Genomic DNA, 18,495 nt, shown 5'->3' on the forward strand with positions numbered 1-18,495 from the left:
GATCGCTACGTCGACGCGTCCTCGCGATAGGAGGGACGCTCGTCGTACGCGATCGGGTCCCGGACGTCCAGTCGCTGGAACGCCTGCAGGCGGTAAGCGCAGGCGTCGCAGGTGCCACAGGCCGGTTCGTTCTCACGGTAGCAGCTCCAGGTGTGCTCGTAGGGTACCTCGAGTTCGAGCCCCCGCTCGGCGATGTCGGTCTTCGAACACTCGACGAACGGCGCCTCGATCGCGATCTCGGCGTCGGGTTTCGTACCGACGTCGACGACCCGCTCGAAGGCCTCGAAGAACTCGGGTCGGCAGTCGGGGTACCCCGAGAAGTCCTCGCTGTGGGCGCCGATGAACACCGCCTCGCAGCCGTTGGCCTCGGCGTAGGAGACCGCCATCGCCAGCAGGTTCGCGTTCCGGAACGGGACGTAGGACGTCGGGATCTCGTCGCTTTCCATGTCGGCGTCCTCGACGTCGAGTTCGTCGTCGGTGAGACTCGAGGCGCCGATCGCCGAGAGGTGGCCCGTCTCGATCCGCAGGAAGTCGGCGGCGTCGAACGCGTCGGCCAGCCGGCGGGCGCACTCGAGTTCGCGCTCGGCAGTGCGCTGGCCGTAGGAGGTGTGCAAGGCGTAGATCTCGTAGCCTCGCTCTCGGGCGACGGCGGCGGCGGTGGCGCTGTCCATCCCGCCCGAAAGGAGGACGACGGCGCGTTTCTCGTTCGGTTCGTCGGTCGTCGGCGTGGTGTCGTCGGTCATCGTGTGGATCAGTTGACTACGTTTCGGGGGCGTCGTTCCAGAGGTCGACGTGCAGGCGGGGCGTGTACCGGAACCCGTACTCCATCGCCAGCTCGGCGACGCGCTCGCGAGTCTCGGCGAGGCGCTCGCGAGTAGCACCCTCTGGCATCAGGAGCACGTCCTCGTCGTGGATCGGCTCGCTCGTAACTCTACGGAGGTCCGCGAGCAGCCCGCGGATCTCGGGCATGTCGTCGGCGTCGGTAACGACGAACTTCAGCTGGAACGCGTAGTCCTCGACGAGCGCGGACAGCGCCTCGAGATCGATGCGGGCGTCCTCGTGGCGCTGGGCCCACTCACCCTCTCCTTTCGGGTCGCGGTCGGCGGTGGGCGTGGAGCTCTCGAGCTTCGGGCTGATCGAAGCGAGGTCGATCGGCGCCTCGCGGTGGATCGTCCCGTTGGTTTCGACGGTGGTGTGGTACCCGCGCTCGTCGAGGGTTTCGAGGAGCGCGACGCTCTCCTCGTGAAGCAGCGGTTCGCCACCCGTGAGGACGACGTGGTCGGCCGGGTGGGACTCGATCTCGGCGACGATCTCCTCGAGGCCCATTCTGGCGTGGGTCGGCTCCCAGGAGGTGTGATAGGAGTCACAGAACCAGCACCGCAGGTTACAGCCGCTGGTGCGGACGAACACCGACGGGACCCCGGCGAGAGTTCCCTCGCCCTGCAGCGAGTAGAACAGCTCGTTGATCGGGAGCCCCTCCCCGCCCGGATCGCGGTCGGCGACACACTCGCGGTCCGGAGAGTCGGAGACGGGCATCTCAGACCCCGCCGCCCCCGCAGAGTTCGCTCGTCTCGTTGACCTGGACGGCGACGTCGGTCACGGTCTCGGGGAGCGCCGCCGCGAGTTTCTCCTCGAGGACGACGCTCATCACCTCCGCGGTGGGCGGGTGCTCGAGGACGACGACGCCGTCGGCGTCGCCCGCGTCCTCGAAGGCCTCGATCAGGGGGTCGCCCCGCTCGAGCAGGAACATGTGATCCCACTCGTCGATTACCGCAGTAATATCGCCCTTGTCGGCGACCCACCCTTCCTCGGTGAGTTCGCCCTCGATCCTGACCGACACCTCGTAGTTGTGGCCGTGCGGGCGGGAACACTTGCCGTCGTGGTGGAGCAGTCGGTGGCCGGTGCTGATCCGGATCGGCCGATCCCGACCGATCTGAAGGACCCGACGGCTGCCGACGACGTCGGCGTCGGCGTCGGCGTCCTCGCGAGTGGAGAGCGTCTCGGTCATACTGGGATATTCGTAGCCGAATACTTAGGGCGGTCGGTCCGTCCTCGGGCCGACGGATCAAACGTGAGAAGAGTACGTTTCCGCTGTTCTTCGCTCCCTGGTGGAGGGGGGAGAGTACATTTCCGCTGTTCTTTGTTCTGCAGTGGGTGTGAGAGAGTACGTTTCCGCTGTTTTCGCTCCTTGGTGGAGGTGAGAGAGTACGTTTCCGCTGTTCTTTGTTCCGCAGTGGGTGTGAGAGAGTACGTTTCCGCTGTTCTTTGTTCCGCAGTGGGTGTGAGAGAGTACGTTTCCGCTGTTCTTTGTTCCGCAGTGGGTGTGAGAGAGTACGTTTCCGCTGTTCTTTGTTCCGCAGTGGGTGTGAGAGAGTACGTTTCCGCTGTTCTTTGTTCCGCAGTGGGTGTGAGAGAGTACGTTTCCGCTGTTCTTCGCTTCACGAGCGTAGACAGTATCCTATCAAATGCGAATCTTTATAGTGAATTGTTGGAAATAAATCCCGTATTGGGTTTTCCAGGGAGCAAAGGGAAAGAATTGACCGACCGCGACCAAGGTCCTGCTCCGTATTTCCTTGAGCGGTTCGAGTATGCGTCTGACGGACGCTCTCCACTACTCTCAGTCCTGCTATCCCACACCTTTCGCGGAGCCGAGAACAGCGGAAATATACTCTCCCTCTTCGTATAAAGAATCTCGAACAGAGGAAACAGAGGAAACAGAAGAAACCCGGTGATTTATGTAATATGGGGTGAATACCTGACGCAATGACCAAGTCTAGAGATAACCCACTCATGGATTTTGGAGACAGTGTCTTCACTAATCGGGATGCACTATCCGAGTCCTACGAACCTGATCGGCTCCTCGAGCGAGACGAAGAGATCAACGAGTATGCAGCCGCACTCCGGCCGGTAGTTGAGGGTGACACGCCAGACAACATCATGGTGTACGGTACGACTGGTGCAGGAAAGACGGCGGTCACTCGATACATGGCCGAGATGACGGATGAAGCGTGTGAAAACAACGGAAATGTACTCTCTATTGCCGAGCTGAATTGCAACGAGATGTCCGCATTCAAGGTCGTTCGGACACTCGTGAACATGCTGCGGGATGACGGCGAGAAGAATTTTCCCGCCCGTGGACTCTCGACACGAGACGCTCTTGACGCCCTCTACGAAGAAATCGACTCTCACAAAGGGACGTTTCTGCTGATCCTTGACGAGATCGACCACATCGAAAACATCGATACGCTGTTGTACGATCTGAGCCGGAGCCAGTCGACCGGTCGACTCGAAGACACCAAAGTCGGTATCATCGGTATCTCGAACGACTACACTTTCCGAGACGTACTTTCGGCAAAGACGAAGGGCTCATTTGCTGAAATCGAGATCGATTTCAAGCCCTACACTGCCGACGAACTCGAGTCTATTCTTTCCGATCGGGCGACTGTCGCGTTCGCCGATGGTGCCATCTCCACCGAAGCGATCCGTCTTTGCGCTGCGCTGTCAGCCCAAGATAGCGGCAACGCACGCCAAGGGCTCGATATCCTTCGAGCTGCCGGAAAGACCGCAGACGATCAGAACGACGACGCCGTGACCGTTGAGCATATCCGAGAAGCACAGGGAAAGATCGAGCGCGGCAACCTCAAGAAGCGGATCGGCAATCTTACCGTTCAACAGCGGCACATTCTCCATGCGCTCGCTCTCCTCGAAGCCGACGAGAAGACGCCTGCGAGAACAAAGGAAATCTACTCTCTCTACGAGCAGGTATGCGACCAATCTTCGCTAGATCCCCTGTCGACTGTGAGAAGCGTCCGTGATCATCTCGACGAGCTGTCGATGCAGGGATTCGCTGATCAGATCACTCGGAACGAGGGGCGTTCTGGCGGCAAGTATCATGTCTACGAGTGTTCGATGCGCTCCGATCTCGTGCTCTCGACAGGCCCGCGGGACAGCTACTGATTTTCACGAGACGTCGGCGAGGCGGAACGGTTGTCGCCTCGTCTCTGGTTGTGAGCCGTTCACACCAGAGTCGACGGCAAGTATTGTGAGTCGATGAGGGGTTCTTCGTCTGCGATCGAAGCTGGGTCGACAGGTCGGCGAGACGCATTTCAACTGCGGGTTCGAAGTCACGGGTATGAACGCCGCGGTCGTGACGGTCGGAGACGAACTGCTCGCCGGACGGACGACGAACACCAACGCCACCTGGCTCTGCGAGCGCCTCGCCGAGCGCGGCGTTACCGTCGAACGGGTCACGACCGTCCCTGACCGAATCGGGGACATCGCGACCGTCGTCGGCGACTACAGCGCGGCCTACGACGCCGTCCTCGTCACGGGCGGGCTCGGCCCGACCCACGACGACGTGACGATGGCGGGGATCGCCGCAACGTTCGATCGCGAACTCGAGACCGACGAGGACGTCCTCGAGTGGCTCGAGGAGCACGGCTACTCGCGGGCGGACCTGACGTCCGGAACCGCCGAGATTCCCGCGGGCGCGCGGCCGCTGCACAACGAGGCGGGGGTCGCACCCGGGGCCGTCTGCGAGAACGTCTACGTCCTCCCCGGTGTCCCGGGCGAAATGCGGGCGATGTTCGAGTCCGTCGCCGACGAGTTCGTCGGCACTCGGACGTACCGGAAGACGGTCGTCGCCGACGAACCCGAGAGCGCGCTGCTCGATCGCTTCGAGACGCTACGTGAGGAGTTCGACGTCGCCGTCGGGAGCTACCCCGGCGAGTCGGTCAGGGTCGAGCTCTCCGGACCCGACGAGGAGACGGTCGCGGCGGCCGAAGCGTGGCTCCGCGAGCGGGTCGAGACGGTCGAGGAGTGAGCGCTTCCGAGCCGTTCTACCGGTAGAGGTACGCGACCCAGGCGACCGTGACCGCGAGACTCACTAGCAGTGTTCCCCAGCCTGCGATACCCATCGGCAGCGTCGTTTCGGCCTCGAGCACGATGGCAAGTAGTTCGTTCATAGGTCGCGGTCGGTGCCGATCCCTCTTAATTGTTCAGAAAGCGTGTCGTTCGGTGGAAAGCCACACGGCTTTTGTCGGCGCCCCCGAAGAGCCGCTATGGACACGATCGGCGTCGTCGTCAACCCGATCGCCGGCATGGGCGGGCGGGTCGGACTGAAGGGGACCGACGGGAAGGTTGCGGAGGCACGCCAGCGCGGCGCGACCACGCGAGCACCCGAACGAGCGCGACAAGCCCTCGAGGTGCTGGCCCGCGAGACCGACGGGCTGACGGTGTACACCGCCGCGGGGCCGATGGGCGAGGACGCGGCCCGGGACGCCGGCTTCGACCCCGCGGTGGGGTACGACCCGTGGGCGGAGTTGGCCGAGGGGCCGCCCGAGGATCCCGGCGAGGCCGAGACGACCGCGGCGGACACGCAAGCGGCCGTCCGCGAATTTCTCGAGCGCGAGGTCGACCTCGTCCTCTTCGTCGGCGGGGACGGGACGGCCGTCGACGTCGCCGAGGTGCTCGAGGACGGCGACGGCGAGACGCCGATGCTCGGCGTGCCCGCAGGGGTCAAGATCTACTCCTCGGTGTTCGCCGTCACGCCGCGGGACGCCGGGCGGATCGCGGCCGGGTTCGACGCGGTCGAACCCCGAGAGGTCAACGATATCGACGAGGACGCCTACCGCGAGGGCGAGGTCCGGTCGGAGCTGCGGGCGGTCGTCCCGGTGCCCGTCGCGCCGGACGTCCAGTCGGGCAAGCAGGTCTCCGGCGGCAGCGTCGACTCGCTGGCCGCGGGCTTCGCTCGCGAGATCGAAGACGGCCGCACCTACGTCTTCGGCCCGGGCGGGACGGTCGGCGCGATCGAGGCCGAGCTCGGGATCGACGCCTCCCCGCTGGGGGTCGACGTCTGGCGCGATGGCGACGTCCTCGCGACCGACGCCACGGAGACAGAGATCCTCGACGTCCTCGCGGAGCCGGCGACGATCGTCGTTTCGCCGATCGGCGGACAGGGATTCGTCTTCGGTCGGGGCAACCACCAGCTCTCGCCCGCGGTTATCCGGCGAGCCGACGAGATCGCGGTCGTCGCTGCCGACGAGAAGCTAGACGGGATCGACTCGCTCCGGGTCGACACCGACGACGACGCCGTAGACGAGGAACTCCGGGGCTGGATGAAGGTGCGAACGGGGCGGTTCACGACCCGACTCGTGAAGGTTGTTTAAGGTAGCCCGGATATTCGCCCCGATCGGAGAACAATATTACCACTAGTGCCGAATATAATGTGTGTATAGTCAGGATTAAGGCGCACTCTCGCCTACCCCCTGCCATGGAAACGCGGAAAGTCCAGCGGCTCGGTCCCTCGACGCTCGCGATGACCCTCCCCGCGGAGTGGGCGGGCGAACACGACGTCGAGAAAGGCGACGAGGTGACGATTCGAACCAGCGGCAAGGGAACGCTGACGGTGATGCCCGAATCGGCGAACACCGAAGAGACGGAGGCGACCATCCACGTCGACAACCTCGACGCGCTGGCCGTCGAGCGCGCGATCGTCGCCCAGTACGTCCTCGGGCGGCGCGTCATCCGCATCCAGCGCGAGGACGGCGCGCTCGACTCCGAGCACATCAACGCCGTCTACCAGGCCGAGACCCAGCTGATGGGGCTGGGCGTGATCGAGGAGACCCCGGAGAACATCTCGATTCGCTGCTCGGTCGATCCCGAGGACTTCACGCTCGATAACCTGCTCGAGCGCCTCGAGCGAACCGGCAGCACGATGCGCGGCGAAGCGATCAAGGCCCTCGCTCACGGCAACCCCGACCTCGCTCAGCGGGCGCTGAACCGCGAGCGTCAGGCGAACAAGATCTTCGTGCTCCTGTTGCGGCTGATCTTTACGGCCTACCAGAACCCCAACCTCGCGCGGGCGGTCGGGCTCAACAGCGGCTTCCCGCTGATCGGCTACCGCTCGATCGCGAAGAACCTCGAGCTGACCGCCGACAACGCCGAGGACATCGCCGACATCGTCATGGAGACCGAGGGCCACACCCTCGACGTCGATAGCGCGATCATGCGCGACATTCGCGAGCTGAACGAGATCGTCGACGAGATCACCGCGCTGGCGGTCGAGGCCGCCGTCGAACGGGATTACAACAAATCTAACGAAGTCCGGGCGCTGTTCCACGAGATCGCCGACCGCGAGGACGAGATCCTCGCCGAGCTGCCAGAGATGGCAAACGAGGACCTGCTGCGGGTGCGGGAGGTGCTGGTTGGTCTCCAGCAGACCGCCCAGTACGCGATGCGAAACGCCGAAATCGCAGCGAACCTCGCGCTCAACGAGGAGTCCGAGCACACGACGATCCACTGATCGATTCGGCCGCCGGTGGGATCGGCGCCACCGGCTTTCCGTTGACGGAAACCTTTTATTCGGCCCTGGCGAGTTCCCGCCAACGCAATGAGTCCGTCAGCCCCGACGCCGACCACGGTCCTCGAGGCGTTCGATGCGCTCGCGGGGCCGGGGACGCCCCTGACAACGACCGAGGTCGCCGGCGAGTTCGACTGTACGAACCGGACGATCTACAACAAACTCGACGCGCTCGCCGAGGACGGGCCGCTCGAAACGAAGAAGGTCGGTTCCCGCGGCCGAGTGTGGTGGCGACCGTCGAGTGATCCGTACCGGGCCGACGGGAGAGCCAAACCCGAACCTGCCGAAGCGTCGGGTCGCCGGCTGTTCGAGAACACGGACGACAGCCCGCCCGAGACCCCGGAGCCGGACGGCTTCGATCTCGCCGCGGACGCCACGGTCCGCAGTGACGGACGCCAGCGAGCCGAAAAGCAGGTGGCCGAACTATCGCGCGAGAGCCCAGAGCAGTATCGCGCGCTGTTCGAATCGATCGACGAGGGGTTCTGTGTCGTCGAAACGGCCGGCGACCGAGCGGAACCGGCCGAGTACCGCATCGCTGAGGCGAACTCCGCGTTCGAGGAGCTAAGCGGTCTCGAGGATCCAGTGGGAAAAACCATCGGCGAGATGGACGTGGCCGTCGACCGGTTCTGGGACGAGCGGTACGATCGGGTGGCCCGCACCGGAGAGACTGTCCGCTTCCAACGCCGGATCGAGGACGTCGGAGGGTGGTTCGAGGTGTGTGTGGCCCCCTTTGGCGACCGGCAGAAGCGACGCGTTGCGATCCTGTTCGACGACAGTACCGAGCGCAAGCGGCGAGCACAGTTGCTGGCCGAACAGCGGGAGCTCCTCGAGCGGATCGCCGCGGGAGCTCCGCTCGAGGCGTGTCTCTCGGAGCTGTGTACCGCCGTTTCGCGGCTCGGCTCGGGCGTTCGGGCGAGTATTCTGCTCGCCGACGACGACCGCGAGGCGTTCCAGTGCCCGATCGCTCCGGACCTCGAGTCCTCGTGGGACGAGGGACTGGCAGGCGCCCCGATCGACGATCTCATGCTGGGCACGTGCGGCGAGGCGGTGTTTCAGGGAGTGTCCGTCACCTGCGAGAACGTCGCCGACGACGACCGGTGGTCGGAGGAGTGGCGGGAGCTGTGTCTCGAAAACGGCGTCCGTGCGGGTCGTTCCGAGCCGCTCCGCGGACCGGACGGCACTCCCGTCGGGTCGTTCATGCTCTGTTTCGACGAACCGCGGACGCCAACCGAGTGGGAGCAGCGGCTGGTCGAGTTCGGCACGCACGTCGTAGAGATCGCGCTCGAACGGGAGCGATCGCGTTGTGCGCTCCGCGAGAGCGAACGGCGACTCGACGCGTTCGTGACCACGACCACCGACATCACCTACCGCATGAGTCCCGACTGGACCGAACTGTACGAACTCGACGGCCAGGGGTTCATCGCCGATACGGACGACCCGTTCGACTCCTGGCTCGGCGAGTACATCCCGGAAGACGAGCAAGAACGCGTCGGGGATGCGATCGACGAGGCCGTCGAGACCGGGAGCAGCTTCGAGCTGGAACACGAGGTCCTGCGGGTTGACGGGACGCGAGGATGGGTCCACTCTCGAGCCGTCCCGGTCCGCGACGAGGACGGCGAGATCACCGAGTGGTTCGGGACGGGGACCGACGTGACCGAGCGCAAACGGATCGAACACGAGCTCCGCGAGAGCGAAGAGCGGTTCCGGGCGATCGCGAACCTCGTCCCCGATCTCATGTGGAGTAACGATCCGACCGGTTCGGTAACCTGGTACAACCAGCGGTGGTTCGAGTACACCGGTAAATCGCCCGAGGAGGCTACCGGAGACGGCTGGCTGGACCCCGTCCATCCCGCGGATCGCGAGCGATCACTCGAGACCTTCCGGAACGCCGTCGAGGCGGGGGAACCGTTCCAGCGGGAACACCGTATCCGCCGCCACGACGGCGAGTACCGCTGGTTTCTCGTTCGAGCACGCCCGGTCGAAGACGACGACGGAACGATCACCCACTGGTTCGGTACGGCGACGGACATCCACGACGAACACGAGACGCAAGCGTCCCTCGAGCGACTCAGTGCGGCGAGCCAGGAGCTGATCGACGCCGACAGCGGGGAGATCGCCGATCACGTTGCAGCGCTCGCCTGCGAGATCTTCGGCGCCGAGCACGCCGCGCTGTGGCGGTACGACGAGACCACCGGCGATCTCGAGCGCTACGACGACCGAATCGAGGCCGGACCGGACGTCGACGCCGTCGCATACCCCGACGATCTCTTCGAGATGGCCTGGGACGTGTTCGTCGGCGACGAGGTCGTGGTTGCTCGCGATCCATCCGTTTCCGAACCGGCCCCCGACGTACTCCCCCTCCGGAGCAAGGTCCTGATTCCCCTCGGGCGACATGGGGTGCTCTGTGCCGGCTCGCCACACCCCGACGGGATCGACGAGCGAACGATCGACCTCGCCGAGACGGTCGGGGCGACCGTCGAGTCGGCGTGGGACCGCGCCGAGGGCGAACGCCAACTCGCGAACCGGAACGAGGAACTCGAGCGACTCGACAGCCTCAACGCTCTCATCAGGGGGATCGACCGGGCGCTCGTGGACGCCGACAGTCGCGAGGCGATCGACGGTGCCGTCTGCGAGCGCCTCGCGGAGTCGGAGCGCTACGAGTTCGCCTGGATCGGCGATCGCGATCCCAGGACGGGCGCGATCACGCCACGGGAGTTCGACGGCGTCGACCGAGGCTACCTCGAGACACTCCCGTTCGGCGCCGACGAAACGCCGCCTGACGAGGACCCGATCGCCGAGGCAGCACGAACGGGCGAGCTGCGGATCGTCTCGGACGTCGCCATCGACCCGCGAGCCGCCTCCTGGCGGGAGACGACCCTCGATCGGGGAGGCCGCTCGTGTATCGCCATCCCGCTGGTCTACAACGGCTCGCAGTACGGCGTCCTCGCGGTGTACGCCGACCGGCCCCAGCCGGACACACACGACCACGCCGTGTTCGAAGAACTCGGACGGACGATCGCACACGCGCTCAACGCCGTCGAAACCAAACGAACACTCCTGACCGATAGCGTAATCGAGTTGACGATCGACGTCCGGGATGCCGACAGCGTCCTCTCGCGGTTCGCTCGGGAGGCGGAGTGCGAGATCGAGTTCGAGGGGCTCGTCCCCCAGCAGGCCGAGACCGACCGCCTGTTCTTCCGCGCGGCGACGGCCGATCCGGAGCCGATTCGGAGCGCCGCGTCTCGGATCCCCGCCGTCGCCGAGATCGATCCCCTCCGAAGCGAGGACGGCAGCTTCGAGTTCGAGGCCGCGATCACCGGACGAACCCTCGCGTCGAACGTCGTCGAGAACGGGGGGATCGTTCGGTCGCTGACTGTCACCGACGAGACGACGCTTCTCGTCGTCGACCTCCCCGCGGCAGCGAGTGCCCGAACGTTCGTCGAAACCCTTCGGGAGAAGTATTCCCGTACCGACCTCGTCTCACGACGGACTCGGGACCGTCCGATCACGACCCGGCAGGACCTCCGGAACGCGCTCGAGGAACGGGTCACCGACCGCCAGCGGGAGGTCCTCGAAACCGCGTACCGGAGTGGGTTCTTCGAATCGCCGCGTGTACGGACGGGGCGAGAGCTGTCCGAGACGCTGGATATCACGCAGCCGACCTTCTCGCATCACCTCAGGGAGGCCCAGCGTCGTCTCTGCGAGGTGGCGTTCGAGAACGCCTGATCGGAAGCGCCGTCGGCGCGTCCCCGGCAGCATCGCGGAGCGGACGAGGGCGCACATCGCGGAGCGGAAGGGGCGCTTCGGACCGCTGATCTAGATGGTTCAGTTTTCGTTCGTCGGCTATCTAGATAGTTCGAAACCAGGCTTTCGTTCGAAGCACGCCCATCGCGGAGACAATGATCGACAACCGCACCGACCTCTCCGGCAGTCTCTCGGCGGACGAAGCCTTCGAACTCCTTTCGGACGGGAATCGTCGGGAACTCCTGCTGGCGCTGCTCGACCGTGATCTGCGGGTCGGTACCGACCCACAGCTCTCTGTGGACACCATCGTCGAGTCGGGGAATCGGGAGTCCGAGCTCTGTCTGTACCACGCACACCTACCGAAGCTCGAGTCGGTAGCGGTTATCGACTGGCAACGGGAAAGAGACGAGATCCGAACGGGTCGGCGGTTCGACGAGCTCCGGCCGCTGTTGGAGCTCCTGCGCGATCACCCGGATGCGGTCCCGGGCGAGTTCTCGTAGCTGCCGCGAGTTCCCGTCGTCGATCGCGGACGACGGGCACGATCGATCATGTTAAATCTACGAGCGAGTCGCTTGAAAAGATTCATACACGTCCATTCCATTACTCGCCGCCATCGTCCGACTCATCGCTCGTCTCCGGAACGCGGTTCGATCGCAGCGCACCCTCCTCGTCGTCATCGGGGCGACGTTCGCCGGGGTTGCGTTCCCGGCGCTTTCGGCCCCGCTCCAACCGCTGCTCCCGGCACTCGTCGCCGGACTGATCTTCACGGGGTTCTACGGGTTCAGCGTCGGCGAGGTCGCAGGCCAGCGCGTCTCGACACCGGTTGTCGTCTCGCTCGCCTGTCTCTATCTTCTCGTCCCGATCGCGCTGTATCCGCTGGCCTCGGTCGCGCTCTCCGGGGAGATGCTGCTGGGCGTGCTCATCGTCCTCTCCGCACCGCTTGCCGCCGGGAGCTCGATCATCTGGACGCGACTGAGCGGCGGGAACACGGTCCTGACGACCGTCGTCGTTCTCGCCTCGATGGGGCTCGCACCGCTCGTGATGCCCGCTCTCATCGCGGTGCTTGCGGACTCGGCGGTCGAGGTCTCCGCGACCGAACTGATCGTCGAACTCGCCGCGATCGTCCTCGCCGGGGGCGTCCTCGCGTACGTCGTTCCCGAGGGATCGGTCTCCGAGGGGAAACTCGACGGGTTCTCGGTCGCGACGATCGGCGTCCTCATCTACGCGGGCGTCGGGGGTTCGACCCTCTCGGTCGAGGCGACCCAGCTCGCGGTCGTCGGCGGGATCGCGGTCGCCACCATCGGACTCAGCGCAGCGGTCGCGTACGGGCTGTACGCCCGTGGGATGCAAAGCGACGACTGTGTCACCGTGCTGTTCTCGAGCTCGATGAAAAACATGAGCGTCTCGGTGATGGTCGGTGCTGTCGTCGGTGGCGGAACCGTCGTCGCCAGCATCACCGCTTTCTACGTCGTCCAGCAGGTCGTCAGCAGCTCGCTGGTCCGTCACCTCGACGCGTCGGTTCCGAGCGGCTCGTGAACCGACCAGACTAGGTCCGACCCGAGCCGCAGTTGCAGCCGTCGCCTTGCGCGAATGGATGCAATTAAGGGGCCCTGTTCAGAACCCTCGAGCATGGCTGAACATTCGGAGTCGACGGATAAGGGTCTGGGACTGGCGATCGCGCTGGGCGCGGTCGCGACGATCGGCGCGGGCGGAATGCTGGTCGGCGCCCCCGACATCGAAGCCGCCTGGGGGTTCGCCGGGGCGATGCTGTTTAGTGCGCTGGCGGTCGTCGCTATCCACCTCTATTGGGACTAACAGTCCGGATCCCGTACCGACGGCGCCGCCTGGGTTTAATACTGCCGACATCGTAAACCGAGACGGACGATGACGGACTACTCCGACGAAGAGCAGCGGATTCTCTCGTACCTTCGCGAGAGCGCCGCCCGCGGCGAGCAGTACTTCCGGGCGAAAAACATCGCCGACGCCATCGGGCTCTCGTCGAAGCAGGTCGGCGCTCGTCTCCCCCATCTCGCCGAGAAATCCGAGGACGTCGACATCGAGAAGTGGGGCCGGGCCCGGTCGACGACCTGGCGGGTCACCGTCAGCTGAGATGGGCCGCTGTCCCGAGTTCCCGAGCAGCTGCGTGCCGTCCCCGGTCTTCGGAACTGACGGACAGTCGTTCGTACGAGGGTTCGTGGTCTTTTTACCCGCGAACGCCTCAGGTAGTGGCATGACTGTACGCGTCGACCGGTCGTTCGAGGTCGCGGCGCCGCCGGATCGGGTCTGGGAGTTCATCTCGGAGCCGGAGAACCGCGCCCGGGCGATCAGCGTCGTCCGGGAGTACTCCGTGGACGGACCGGAGGGTCGGCAAGCGACCTGGCAGGTAGAGCTTCCGATCCCGCTGGTCCGCCAGACGGTCGCCGTCGAAACCGAGGACGTCACCCGCCGTCCCCCCGAGTACGTCAAGTTCACCGGACGGTCGAAGGGGTTAGACGTTACCGGCGAACACCGGATCGTCGAGACCGAGACCGGGAGCCGCCTCGAGAACGAGTTCGTCGTCGACGGGAAACTGCCTGGCGTCGAGAAGTTCTTCAAACGGAACTTAGACGAGGAGCTCGAGAACCTCCGTCGGGCGCTCGAGCGGGAGCTGGAGGGATCGCCGTGACCAGCGGAGTCGAGCTCGCGCTGGCCCAGCTCGAGATCGAGGCCGGCGACGTCGAGGGCAACGTCGAGCGCGCGCTCACGGCGGTCGAACGGGCCGCCGACCGGGGCGCCGACCTGGTCGCGCTGCCGGAGCTGTTCAACGTCGGCTACTTCGCGTTCGAGCTCTACGAGCGCCGCGCGGAGCCGTTCGAGGGGGAGACGTTCCGACGCCTTCGCGAGGCCGCCGCCGAGCACGGGATCGCCGTCCTCGCGGGCACCATCGTCGAGGACCTCGCCGAGACCGAGACCGTCGAGACCCCCGCCGACGAGGGGCTGGCCAACACCGCCGCGCTGTTCGACGCCGACGGCGAGTTGCAGCTGGTCTACCGGAAACACCACCTCTTCGGTTACGAGTCCGCCGAGGCGGAGCTGCTGGTTCCCGGCGAGCGGATCGAGACCGCCTCGATCGGCGGCGTAACGATCGGCGTGACGACCTGCTACGACCTGCGGTTCCCGGAGCTGTACCGCGAACTGGTCGACGCTGGCGCCGAGCTGCTGGTGATCCCGAGCGCCTGGCCCTACCCCCGGATCGAGCACTGGGAGACGCTCTCGCGGGCCCGCGCGATCGAGGACCAGTGTTACGTCGCGACCGTCAACGGGGCCGGAGAGTTCGAGGACGCCACCCTGCTGGGACGGTCGACGGTCTACGACCCCTGGGGCGTGACGCTCGCTTCCAGCGGCGACGACCCGGCCCTCGTGACGGCCACAATCGAGCCCGAGACGGTCGCCGACGTCCGCGAGGAGTTCCCCGCGCTCCGGGACCGCCGACTGTAGTCGAGCTCGACCGCTGTTTTTTTATCCACCGACGGCATTGTCTTCGATGCCGGTTACAGGCGCTTTTCACGTCAGACCGGCACTGCGCGTCGCTCCGGCCGCGCTCGCTCGATTCCCGGGATCGAGCGATCCCACTCCCGTCGGCTCGCCTTCGTCCACGCCACTCCTTTCGCCCACGCCTTTCGCTACCCGTCTTCGACTCGAGCAGCTGGTCACCGTTTCTCGAGGACGACCCGCCACTGGACGTCGCCGTACCGGGCCGCGGCGACCGTCCACGGCGTGCCGACGGTCGCTTCCCGAAGCCGATCGACGCTGAACAGCCGAAACAGCAGCGTCCGACCGACCGCGCCGTCGTACTCACAGTGGTACACTCTGTAGGCCAGCCCGGGCGCGGCGTCCTCGCGGTAGCCGAAGACGTCCACGGTCGCCGCCAGCTCCGGGGCGTAGTTGTCGAGGACGGCGGTGGCGCCGGGGGTCGTCACGAACGCGAGATCGGTGAGGAACTCCCGAACGGCGCCCATCGAGCCGGCCAGTCCGACCTGCGTGCCGATCGCGTGGGCCGACCGGAACCGATCGTGATCGAACGCCGCCCGGAGCGAGAACATGTCGGCGAGCCTGGCGTCCTCGACGCCCCGGTCCCGCATGAGCTCGACGAGCGGTTCGCTCACCTCGATGGCGACGGTCTCGAACCGCCCCTGGTAGTAGACGGCGTCCCGCCCCGCGCCGGCACCCATATCGAGCAGCGGGCCCTCCAGCCACGCGTCGCGCCAGGCGTCCTCGTCGTGGGCGCCGAAGTACCACTCCTCGATGGCGTGCTCGCGAGTCGCCTCGCCGTCGCGATCGAGCAGCGGCGCCGTCCGCTCGTCGCGGTAGTGGTCGCGCACGGCTCGACCGAACGGATCGTGGTCCGTCATACTGTGTGACGCACTTTCAACTCTCGTAAGCGTGAGTGAGAGTTGGTACCGAGGAATGAGGAGGTTGAAACCAAGGTCCGTGGTGTATGGTCGCAAACATCTTTTGTCCCGCGCCGCGTACGAAGCCCATGCCGACGGTTACCTACGAGGCGGAGGAGATCGACTGCGAGGACGGCGCGATCCTTCGGGACGTCCTGCTCGAGGCGGGGCTGTCGCCGCACAACGGGCGGGCGGCCCTGCTCAACTGCCGGGGCCACGGAACCTGTGGCACGTGCGCGGTGGAGATCGACGGCCCCGTAAGCGAGCCGACGACGCGCGAAAAACGCCGGCTCTCGGTGCCGCCACACGATCCCGACGGCGGGCTGCGACTCTCCTGTCAGACGGAAGTACAGGGTGATCTGGCCGTCGAGAAACACGGCGGGTTCTGGGGACAGCACCGAGCGGAGTCGTCCCGCGACTAGCGTCGGCGCGTGACGGCCGCGACGGTCGCTGGCTCCCCGGCGTCGTCACCGTCCCCGGGTGCGAGAGATATGAACGTCGTCGAAATCGGCCGACGGCTGTGGACGCCGCTCAGTCGTCGCGAGTGAGGATGTCCGCGGACAGTCCCTGGGCCATCTCGATATCTTTGGAGTTGTTCATCGTCCAGGCGGTGCGCTCGGTGACGGCCTCGATGGCCTCGCGGGCGCTGGGGTAGCCGTTGCCCGACTTCTTGACGCCGCCGAACGGCAGCTGGACCTCGGCGCCGATACACGGCAGATTCGCGTACGCCAGGCCGATCTCGGCGTGGTCCCGGAAGTAGTTGATCTGGCGGTAGTCCTCCGAGACGATCGCCCCCGCCAGCCCGTAGGGAGTGTCGTTGTGGATCTCGACCGCGTCCTCGATGTCGCCCGAGTACTCGAGCAGAGCGACGTGGGGGCCGAAACACTCCTCTTTCAGACAGCGCAGGTCGGTGTCGTACTCGATCTCGTAGACAAAGGGACCGACCCAGTGGCCGTCCTCGTGGCCGTCGGGAATCTCGTCGTCCTCGAGCTCGAAGCGGTCGACGAGGACGTCGGCGCCCTCCTGGCGCGCCAGCTCGTTGTGTTTCTCGATCTTCTCGAGGATGCTGGGCCTCGATGGCCGGTCCCATGAACGTCGACTCCTCGAGGGGGTCACCGACGGCGACGTCCTCGGCGATGTCGACGAACCGCTCCGTGAACTCGTCGTAGATCTCCTCGTGGACGATCAGGCGCTCGCTCGAAACACAGCGCTGGCCCGTCGTCTTGAACGAGGACATGATCGCCGAATGGACAGCGATGTCGAGGTCCGCCTCCTCGGTGATGACGATGCCGTTCTTCCCGCCCATCTCGCAGGCCGCGAGCTTGCCGGGTTCGCCGCCGACCTTGCTGGCGATCTCCTGGCCGACCTCAGCCGATCCCGTGAAGAGGACGGTGTCGACGCGCTCGTCGTCGGTGATCGCGGCGCCGGCGTCGCCGTACCCCTGGATCATGTTGAAGACGCCGTCGGGGATGCCCGCGTCCTCGAACATCTCCGCGATGATCTGGCCACACCACGGCGTCTGCTCGGCTGGTTTCCAGACGACCGTGTTCCCCTCGACCAGCGCGATCGCCATGTGCCAGAACGGAATCGCGACCGGGAAGTTCCAGGGGGTGATACAGCCGATCACGCCCCGCGGTTTCCGGCGCATGTAGGCGTCCTTGTTCGCGACCTCGCTGGGGACGACGTCGCCGTGGGGGTGGCGGGCGTTGCCCGCCGCCCACTCGACCATGTGCCAGGCCTCCGTGACGTCGGCTTTCCCCTCGCTGATCTCCTTGCCACACTCCTGGCTGACGATCTCGCCGAGCTCCTCGTGGCGCTCGCGCAGCTCGTGGTAGATGTCCCAGAGGTACTCCGCCCGGTCGATGTAGGACAGATCGCGCCACTCCTCGAAGGCCTCGTTTGCCTCCTCGAGGGCGGCGTCGACGTCCTCGGCGGTCCCGCGCCGGAACTCCGCGAGGGTCTCGCCGGTGGCCGGGTTCTCGCTGGCGAACGTCTCCGAACCGTTCCCCTCGGTCCACTCGCCGCCGATGTAGTGCTGGTACGTTTGCGTCCCGGTTTGCTGCGACATAGTCGAACGTTACGCTCCGAACCCATGTAAGCCCCACCGATCATGGTCCCCCCTCCCCTCATCTCCGATCGCCGGCGGAGTCGGCGCCGGTGTTCGGAACAATGTCCCGTTTCGGGTCGCCCGAGCCGCGCGTCCGACGCCCGCTACGGATCCAGTAGCTTCGACTCCGCCCGCCGCAGGTGCTCGAGCAGCGTCGACTTCGCGATCCCGAGGTCGTCGGCCAGCTCCTGGGTCGTGGTCTCCCGTGGCCACTCGTAGTAGCCGGTCTCGCGGGCGTGCTCGAACGCCCGCCGCTGTGCCGCCGTCAGCGTATCGAGGCGCTGCTCGCGGGTCGACCGATCCTCCGAGGACGTGATCGCGGTCACCGTCACCTCGGCGCCGGTCTGGTCGCGAACGTCGTCCAGCGAGGACTCGATCGCCGAGCGATCCCCGGCGAACCGGAGCTGCCAGCGCTCGCTGCCGTCCTCGATGCGAACCGGTGCGCTGTGGACGAACCCGTGCTCGAGTAGCGCGGGACAGATCATCTCGTCGGGATCGTACTCGAGGAAAAACTCGCGGACGACGTTGCCCGGCGCGTTGCGGGCCCGACCGAACCGCTCCTGGAGTTCGAACAGGTCTCCCGCGTGTTCGGAGTCCCGGATCGCCTCCAGCAGCCGCTCGACCTCCGCGGACGTCTCGCCGAACGCCGTGAACAGTCCGGTGACCGTCCTCGGACCGCCGCCGTCGGTTCGGGGCGAGTTGTAGACCGCGTGAGCGAGCACGCCACCTCCCGTCCGGTCGGTCGCTTCGATCGCCCAGCAGTCGGGGTGCCAGAGCTCGAGCGTCAGTCCGACGCTCGACGGCTCGCCCTCCAGACTCATGTGGAATCCTCTCTCAAGGATCGGCTTCTATGT

19 protein-coding genes and 1 pseudogene are annotated in these 18,495 nt (G+C 65.8%); 12 read left to right on the forward strand and 8 right to left on the reverse strand.

Annotation, left to right across the window (positions count from 1 at the left end):
• Positions 1 to 5: 5 nt before the first annotated feature.
• The 3 genes from queC to NATOC_RS04430 are packed head-to-tail and all read right to left on the reverse strand — an operon-like array spanning position 6 to position 2,008.
• Positions 6 to 743 (reverse strand): 7-cyano-7-deazaguanine synthase QueC, encoded by a 738-nt coding sequence (gene queC / locus NATOC_RS04420; protein ID WP_015320221.1) that lies wholly within the window; start codon positions 741 to 743, stop codon positions 6 to 8.
• 16 nt (positions 744 to 759) lie between these two features.
• On the reverse strand, positions 760 to 1,536 hold the full coding sequence (locus NATOC_RS04425; RefSeq protein ID WP_015320222.1) for a 7-carboxy-7-deazaguanine synthase QueE: 777 nt from the start codon (positions 1,534 to 1,536) through the stop codon (positions 760 to 762).
• Between the two features lies 1 nt (position 1,537).
• Entirely contained in the window at positions 1,538 to 2,008 is a 471-nt protein-coding gene (locus NATOC_RS04430; RefSeq protein ID WP_015320223.1) for a 6-pyruvoyl trahydropterin synthase family protein, read from the reverse strand.
• A gap of 755 nt (positions 2,009 to 2,763) precedes the next feature.
• Between NATOC_RS04430 and NATOC_RS04435 the strand changes: the two genes are divergently transcribed.
• Positions 2,764 to 3,957: a Cdc6/Cdc18 family protein gene (locus tag NATOC_RS04435; protein ID WP_015320224.1), complete on the forward strand. Its 1,194-nt coding sequence runs from the start codon at positions 2,764 to 2,766 to the stop codon at positions 3,955 to 3,957.
• A 175-nt stretch (positions 3,958 to 4,132) separates the two neighbouring features.
• A complete protein-coding gene (locus tag NATOC_RS04440) occupies positions 4,133 to 4,822 on the forward strand; it encodes a competence/damage-inducible protein A (RefSeq protein ID WP_015320225.1) in 690 nt (229 codons plus the stop codon).
• Positions 4,823 to 4,838: 16 nt separating this feature from the next.
• On the opposite strand, the gene NATOC_RS23030 is transcribed toward NATOC_RS04440, so the two are convergent.
• A complete protein-coding gene (locus NATOC_RS23030) occupies positions 4,839 to 4,964 on the reverse strand; it encodes a hypothetical protein (protein WP_015320226.1) in 126 nt (41 codons plus the stop codon).
• A gap of 96 nt (positions 4,965 to 5,060) precedes the next feature.
• Here NATOC_RS23030 and NATOC_RS04445 point away from each other — a divergent pair, with 96 nt between their 5' ends.
• The 4 genes from NATOC_RS04445 to NATOC_RS04460 all read left to right on the forward strand — a co-directional run bounded on the left by NATOC_RS04445 (position 5,061) and on the right by NATOC_RS04460 (position 11,604).
• Positions 5,061 to 6,167: an ATP-NAD kinase family protein gene (locus NATOC_RS04445; RefSeq protein WP_015320227.1), complete on the forward strand. Its 1,107-nt coding sequence runs from the start codon at positions 5,061 to 5,063 to the stop codon at positions 6,165 to 6,167.
• Between the two features lie 104 nt (positions 6,168 to 6,271).
• On the forward strand, positions 6,272 to 7,303 hold the full coding sequence (locus tag NATOC_RS04450; RefSeq protein WP_015320228.1) for a phosphate signaling complex PhoU family protein: 1,032 nt from the start codon (positions 6,272 to 6,274) through the stop codon (positions 7,301 to 7,303).
• 87 nt (positions 7,304 to 7,390) lie between these two features.
• The gene (locus NATOC_RS04455) at positions 7,391 to 11,086 is read left to right on the forward strand and encodes a bacterio-opsin activator domain-containing protein (protein WP_015320229.1); all 3,696 of its coding nucleotides are present in this window, start codon (positions 7,391 to 7,393) and stop codon (positions 11,084 to 11,086) included.
• A 173-nt stretch (positions 11,087 to 11,259) separates the two neighbouring features.
• Positions 11,260 to 11,604 carry a hypothetical protein gene (locus tag NATOC_RS04460; RefSeq protein ID WP_015320230.1) on the forward strand — a complete coding sequence of 115 codons (345 nt, stop codon included), beginning with the start codon at positions 11,260 to 11,262 and terminating at the stop codon, positions 11,602 to 11,604.
• 100 nt (positions 11,605 to 11,704) lie between these two features.
• On the opposite strand, the gene NATOC_RS23035 is transcribed toward NATOC_RS04460, so the two are convergent.
• Positions 11,705 to 11,833: a hypothetical protein gene (locus NATOC_RS23035; RefSeq protein ID WP_281170478.1), complete on the reverse strand. Its 129-nt coding sequence runs from the start codon at positions 11,831 to 11,833 to the stop codon at positions 11,705 to 11,707.
• A 30-nt stretch (positions 11,834 to 11,863) separates the two neighbouring features.
• On the opposite strand from NATOC_RS23035, the gene NATOC_RS04465 reads away from it, so the two are divergent.
• From NATOC_RS04465 to NATOC_RS04485, 5 genes are all read left to right on the forward strand, one after another.
• Complete coding sequence (locus tag NATOC_RS04465) at positions 11,864 to 12,640, forward strand: bile acid:sodium symporter (protein ID WP_281170494.1); 777 nt, start codon at positions 11,864 to 11,866, stop codon at positions 12,638 to 12,640.
• Between the two features lie 93 nt (positions 12,641 to 12,733).
• Positions 12,734 to 12,919 carry a DUF7525 family protein gene (locus NATOC_RS04470; protein ID WP_015320232.1) on the forward strand — a complete coding sequence of 62 codons (186 nt, stop codon included), beginning with the start codon at positions 12,734 to 12,736 and terminating at the stop codon, positions 12,917 to 12,919.
• A gap of 69 nt (positions 12,920 to 12,988) precedes the next feature.
• Positions 12,989 to 13,213: a DUF7123 family protein gene (locus tag NATOC_RS04475; protein WP_015320233.1), complete on the forward strand. Its 225-nt coding sequence runs from the start codon at positions 12,989 to 12,991 to the stop codon at positions 13,211 to 13,213.
• A gap of 121 nt (positions 13,214 to 13,334) precedes the next feature.
• Entirely contained in the window at positions 13,335 to 13,769 is a 435-nt protein-coding gene (locus NATOC_RS04480) for an SRPBCC family protein (protein WP_015320234.1), read from the forward strand.
• Entirely contained in the window at positions 13,766 to 14,581 is an 816-nt protein-coding gene (locus NATOC_RS04485; RefSeq protein WP_015320235.1) for a carbon-nitrogen family hydrolase, read from the forward strand. The genes NATOC_RS04480 and NATOC_RS04485 overlap by 4 nt, the downstream gene beginning before the upstream one ends.
• A gap of 212 nt (positions 14,582 to 14,793) precedes the next feature.
• On the opposite strand, the gene NATOC_RS04490 is transcribed toward NATOC_RS04485, so the two are convergent.
• Positions 14,794 to 15,495, reverse strand: a complete 702-nt coding sequence (locus tag NATOC_RS04490) for a hypothetical protein (protein WP_015320236.1) — start codon at positions 15,493 to 15,495, stop codon at positions 14,794 to 14,796.
• Between the two features lie 128 nt (positions 15,496 to 15,623).
• Between NATOC_RS04490 and NATOC_RS04495 the strand changes: the two genes are divergently transcribed.
• Positions 15,624 to 15,956, forward strand: coding sequence for a 2Fe-2S iron-sulfur cluster-binding protein (locus NATOC_RS04495; RefSeq protein WP_015320237.1), 333 nt, complete (start codon positions 15,624 to 15,626; stop codon positions 15,954 to 15,956).
• 109 nt (positions 15,957 to 16,065) lie between these two features.
• Here NATOC_RS04495 and NATOC_RS04500 read toward each other — a convergent pair.
• Together NATOC_RS04500 and NATOC_RS04505 are read right to left on the reverse strand one after the other, a co-directional pair.
• Positions 16,066 to 17,602: pseudogene (locus tag NATOC_RS04500) on the reverse strand (aldehyde dehydrogenase family protein).
• A 143-nt stretch (positions 17,603 to 17,745) separates the two neighbouring features.
• Complete coding sequence (locus NATOC_RS04505) at positions 17,746 to 18,462, reverse strand: helix-turn-helix domain-containing protein (protein ID WP_015320238.1); 717 nt, start codon at positions 18,460 to 18,462, stop codon at positions 17,746 to 17,748.
• Between the last annotated feature and the right edge of the window lie 33 nt (positions 18,463 to 18,495).

Source organism: Natronococcus occultus SP4, from assembly GCF_000328685.1.
Lineage (GTDB): Archaea > Halobacteriota > Halobacteria > Halobacteriales > Natrialbaceae > Natronococcus > Natronococcus occultus.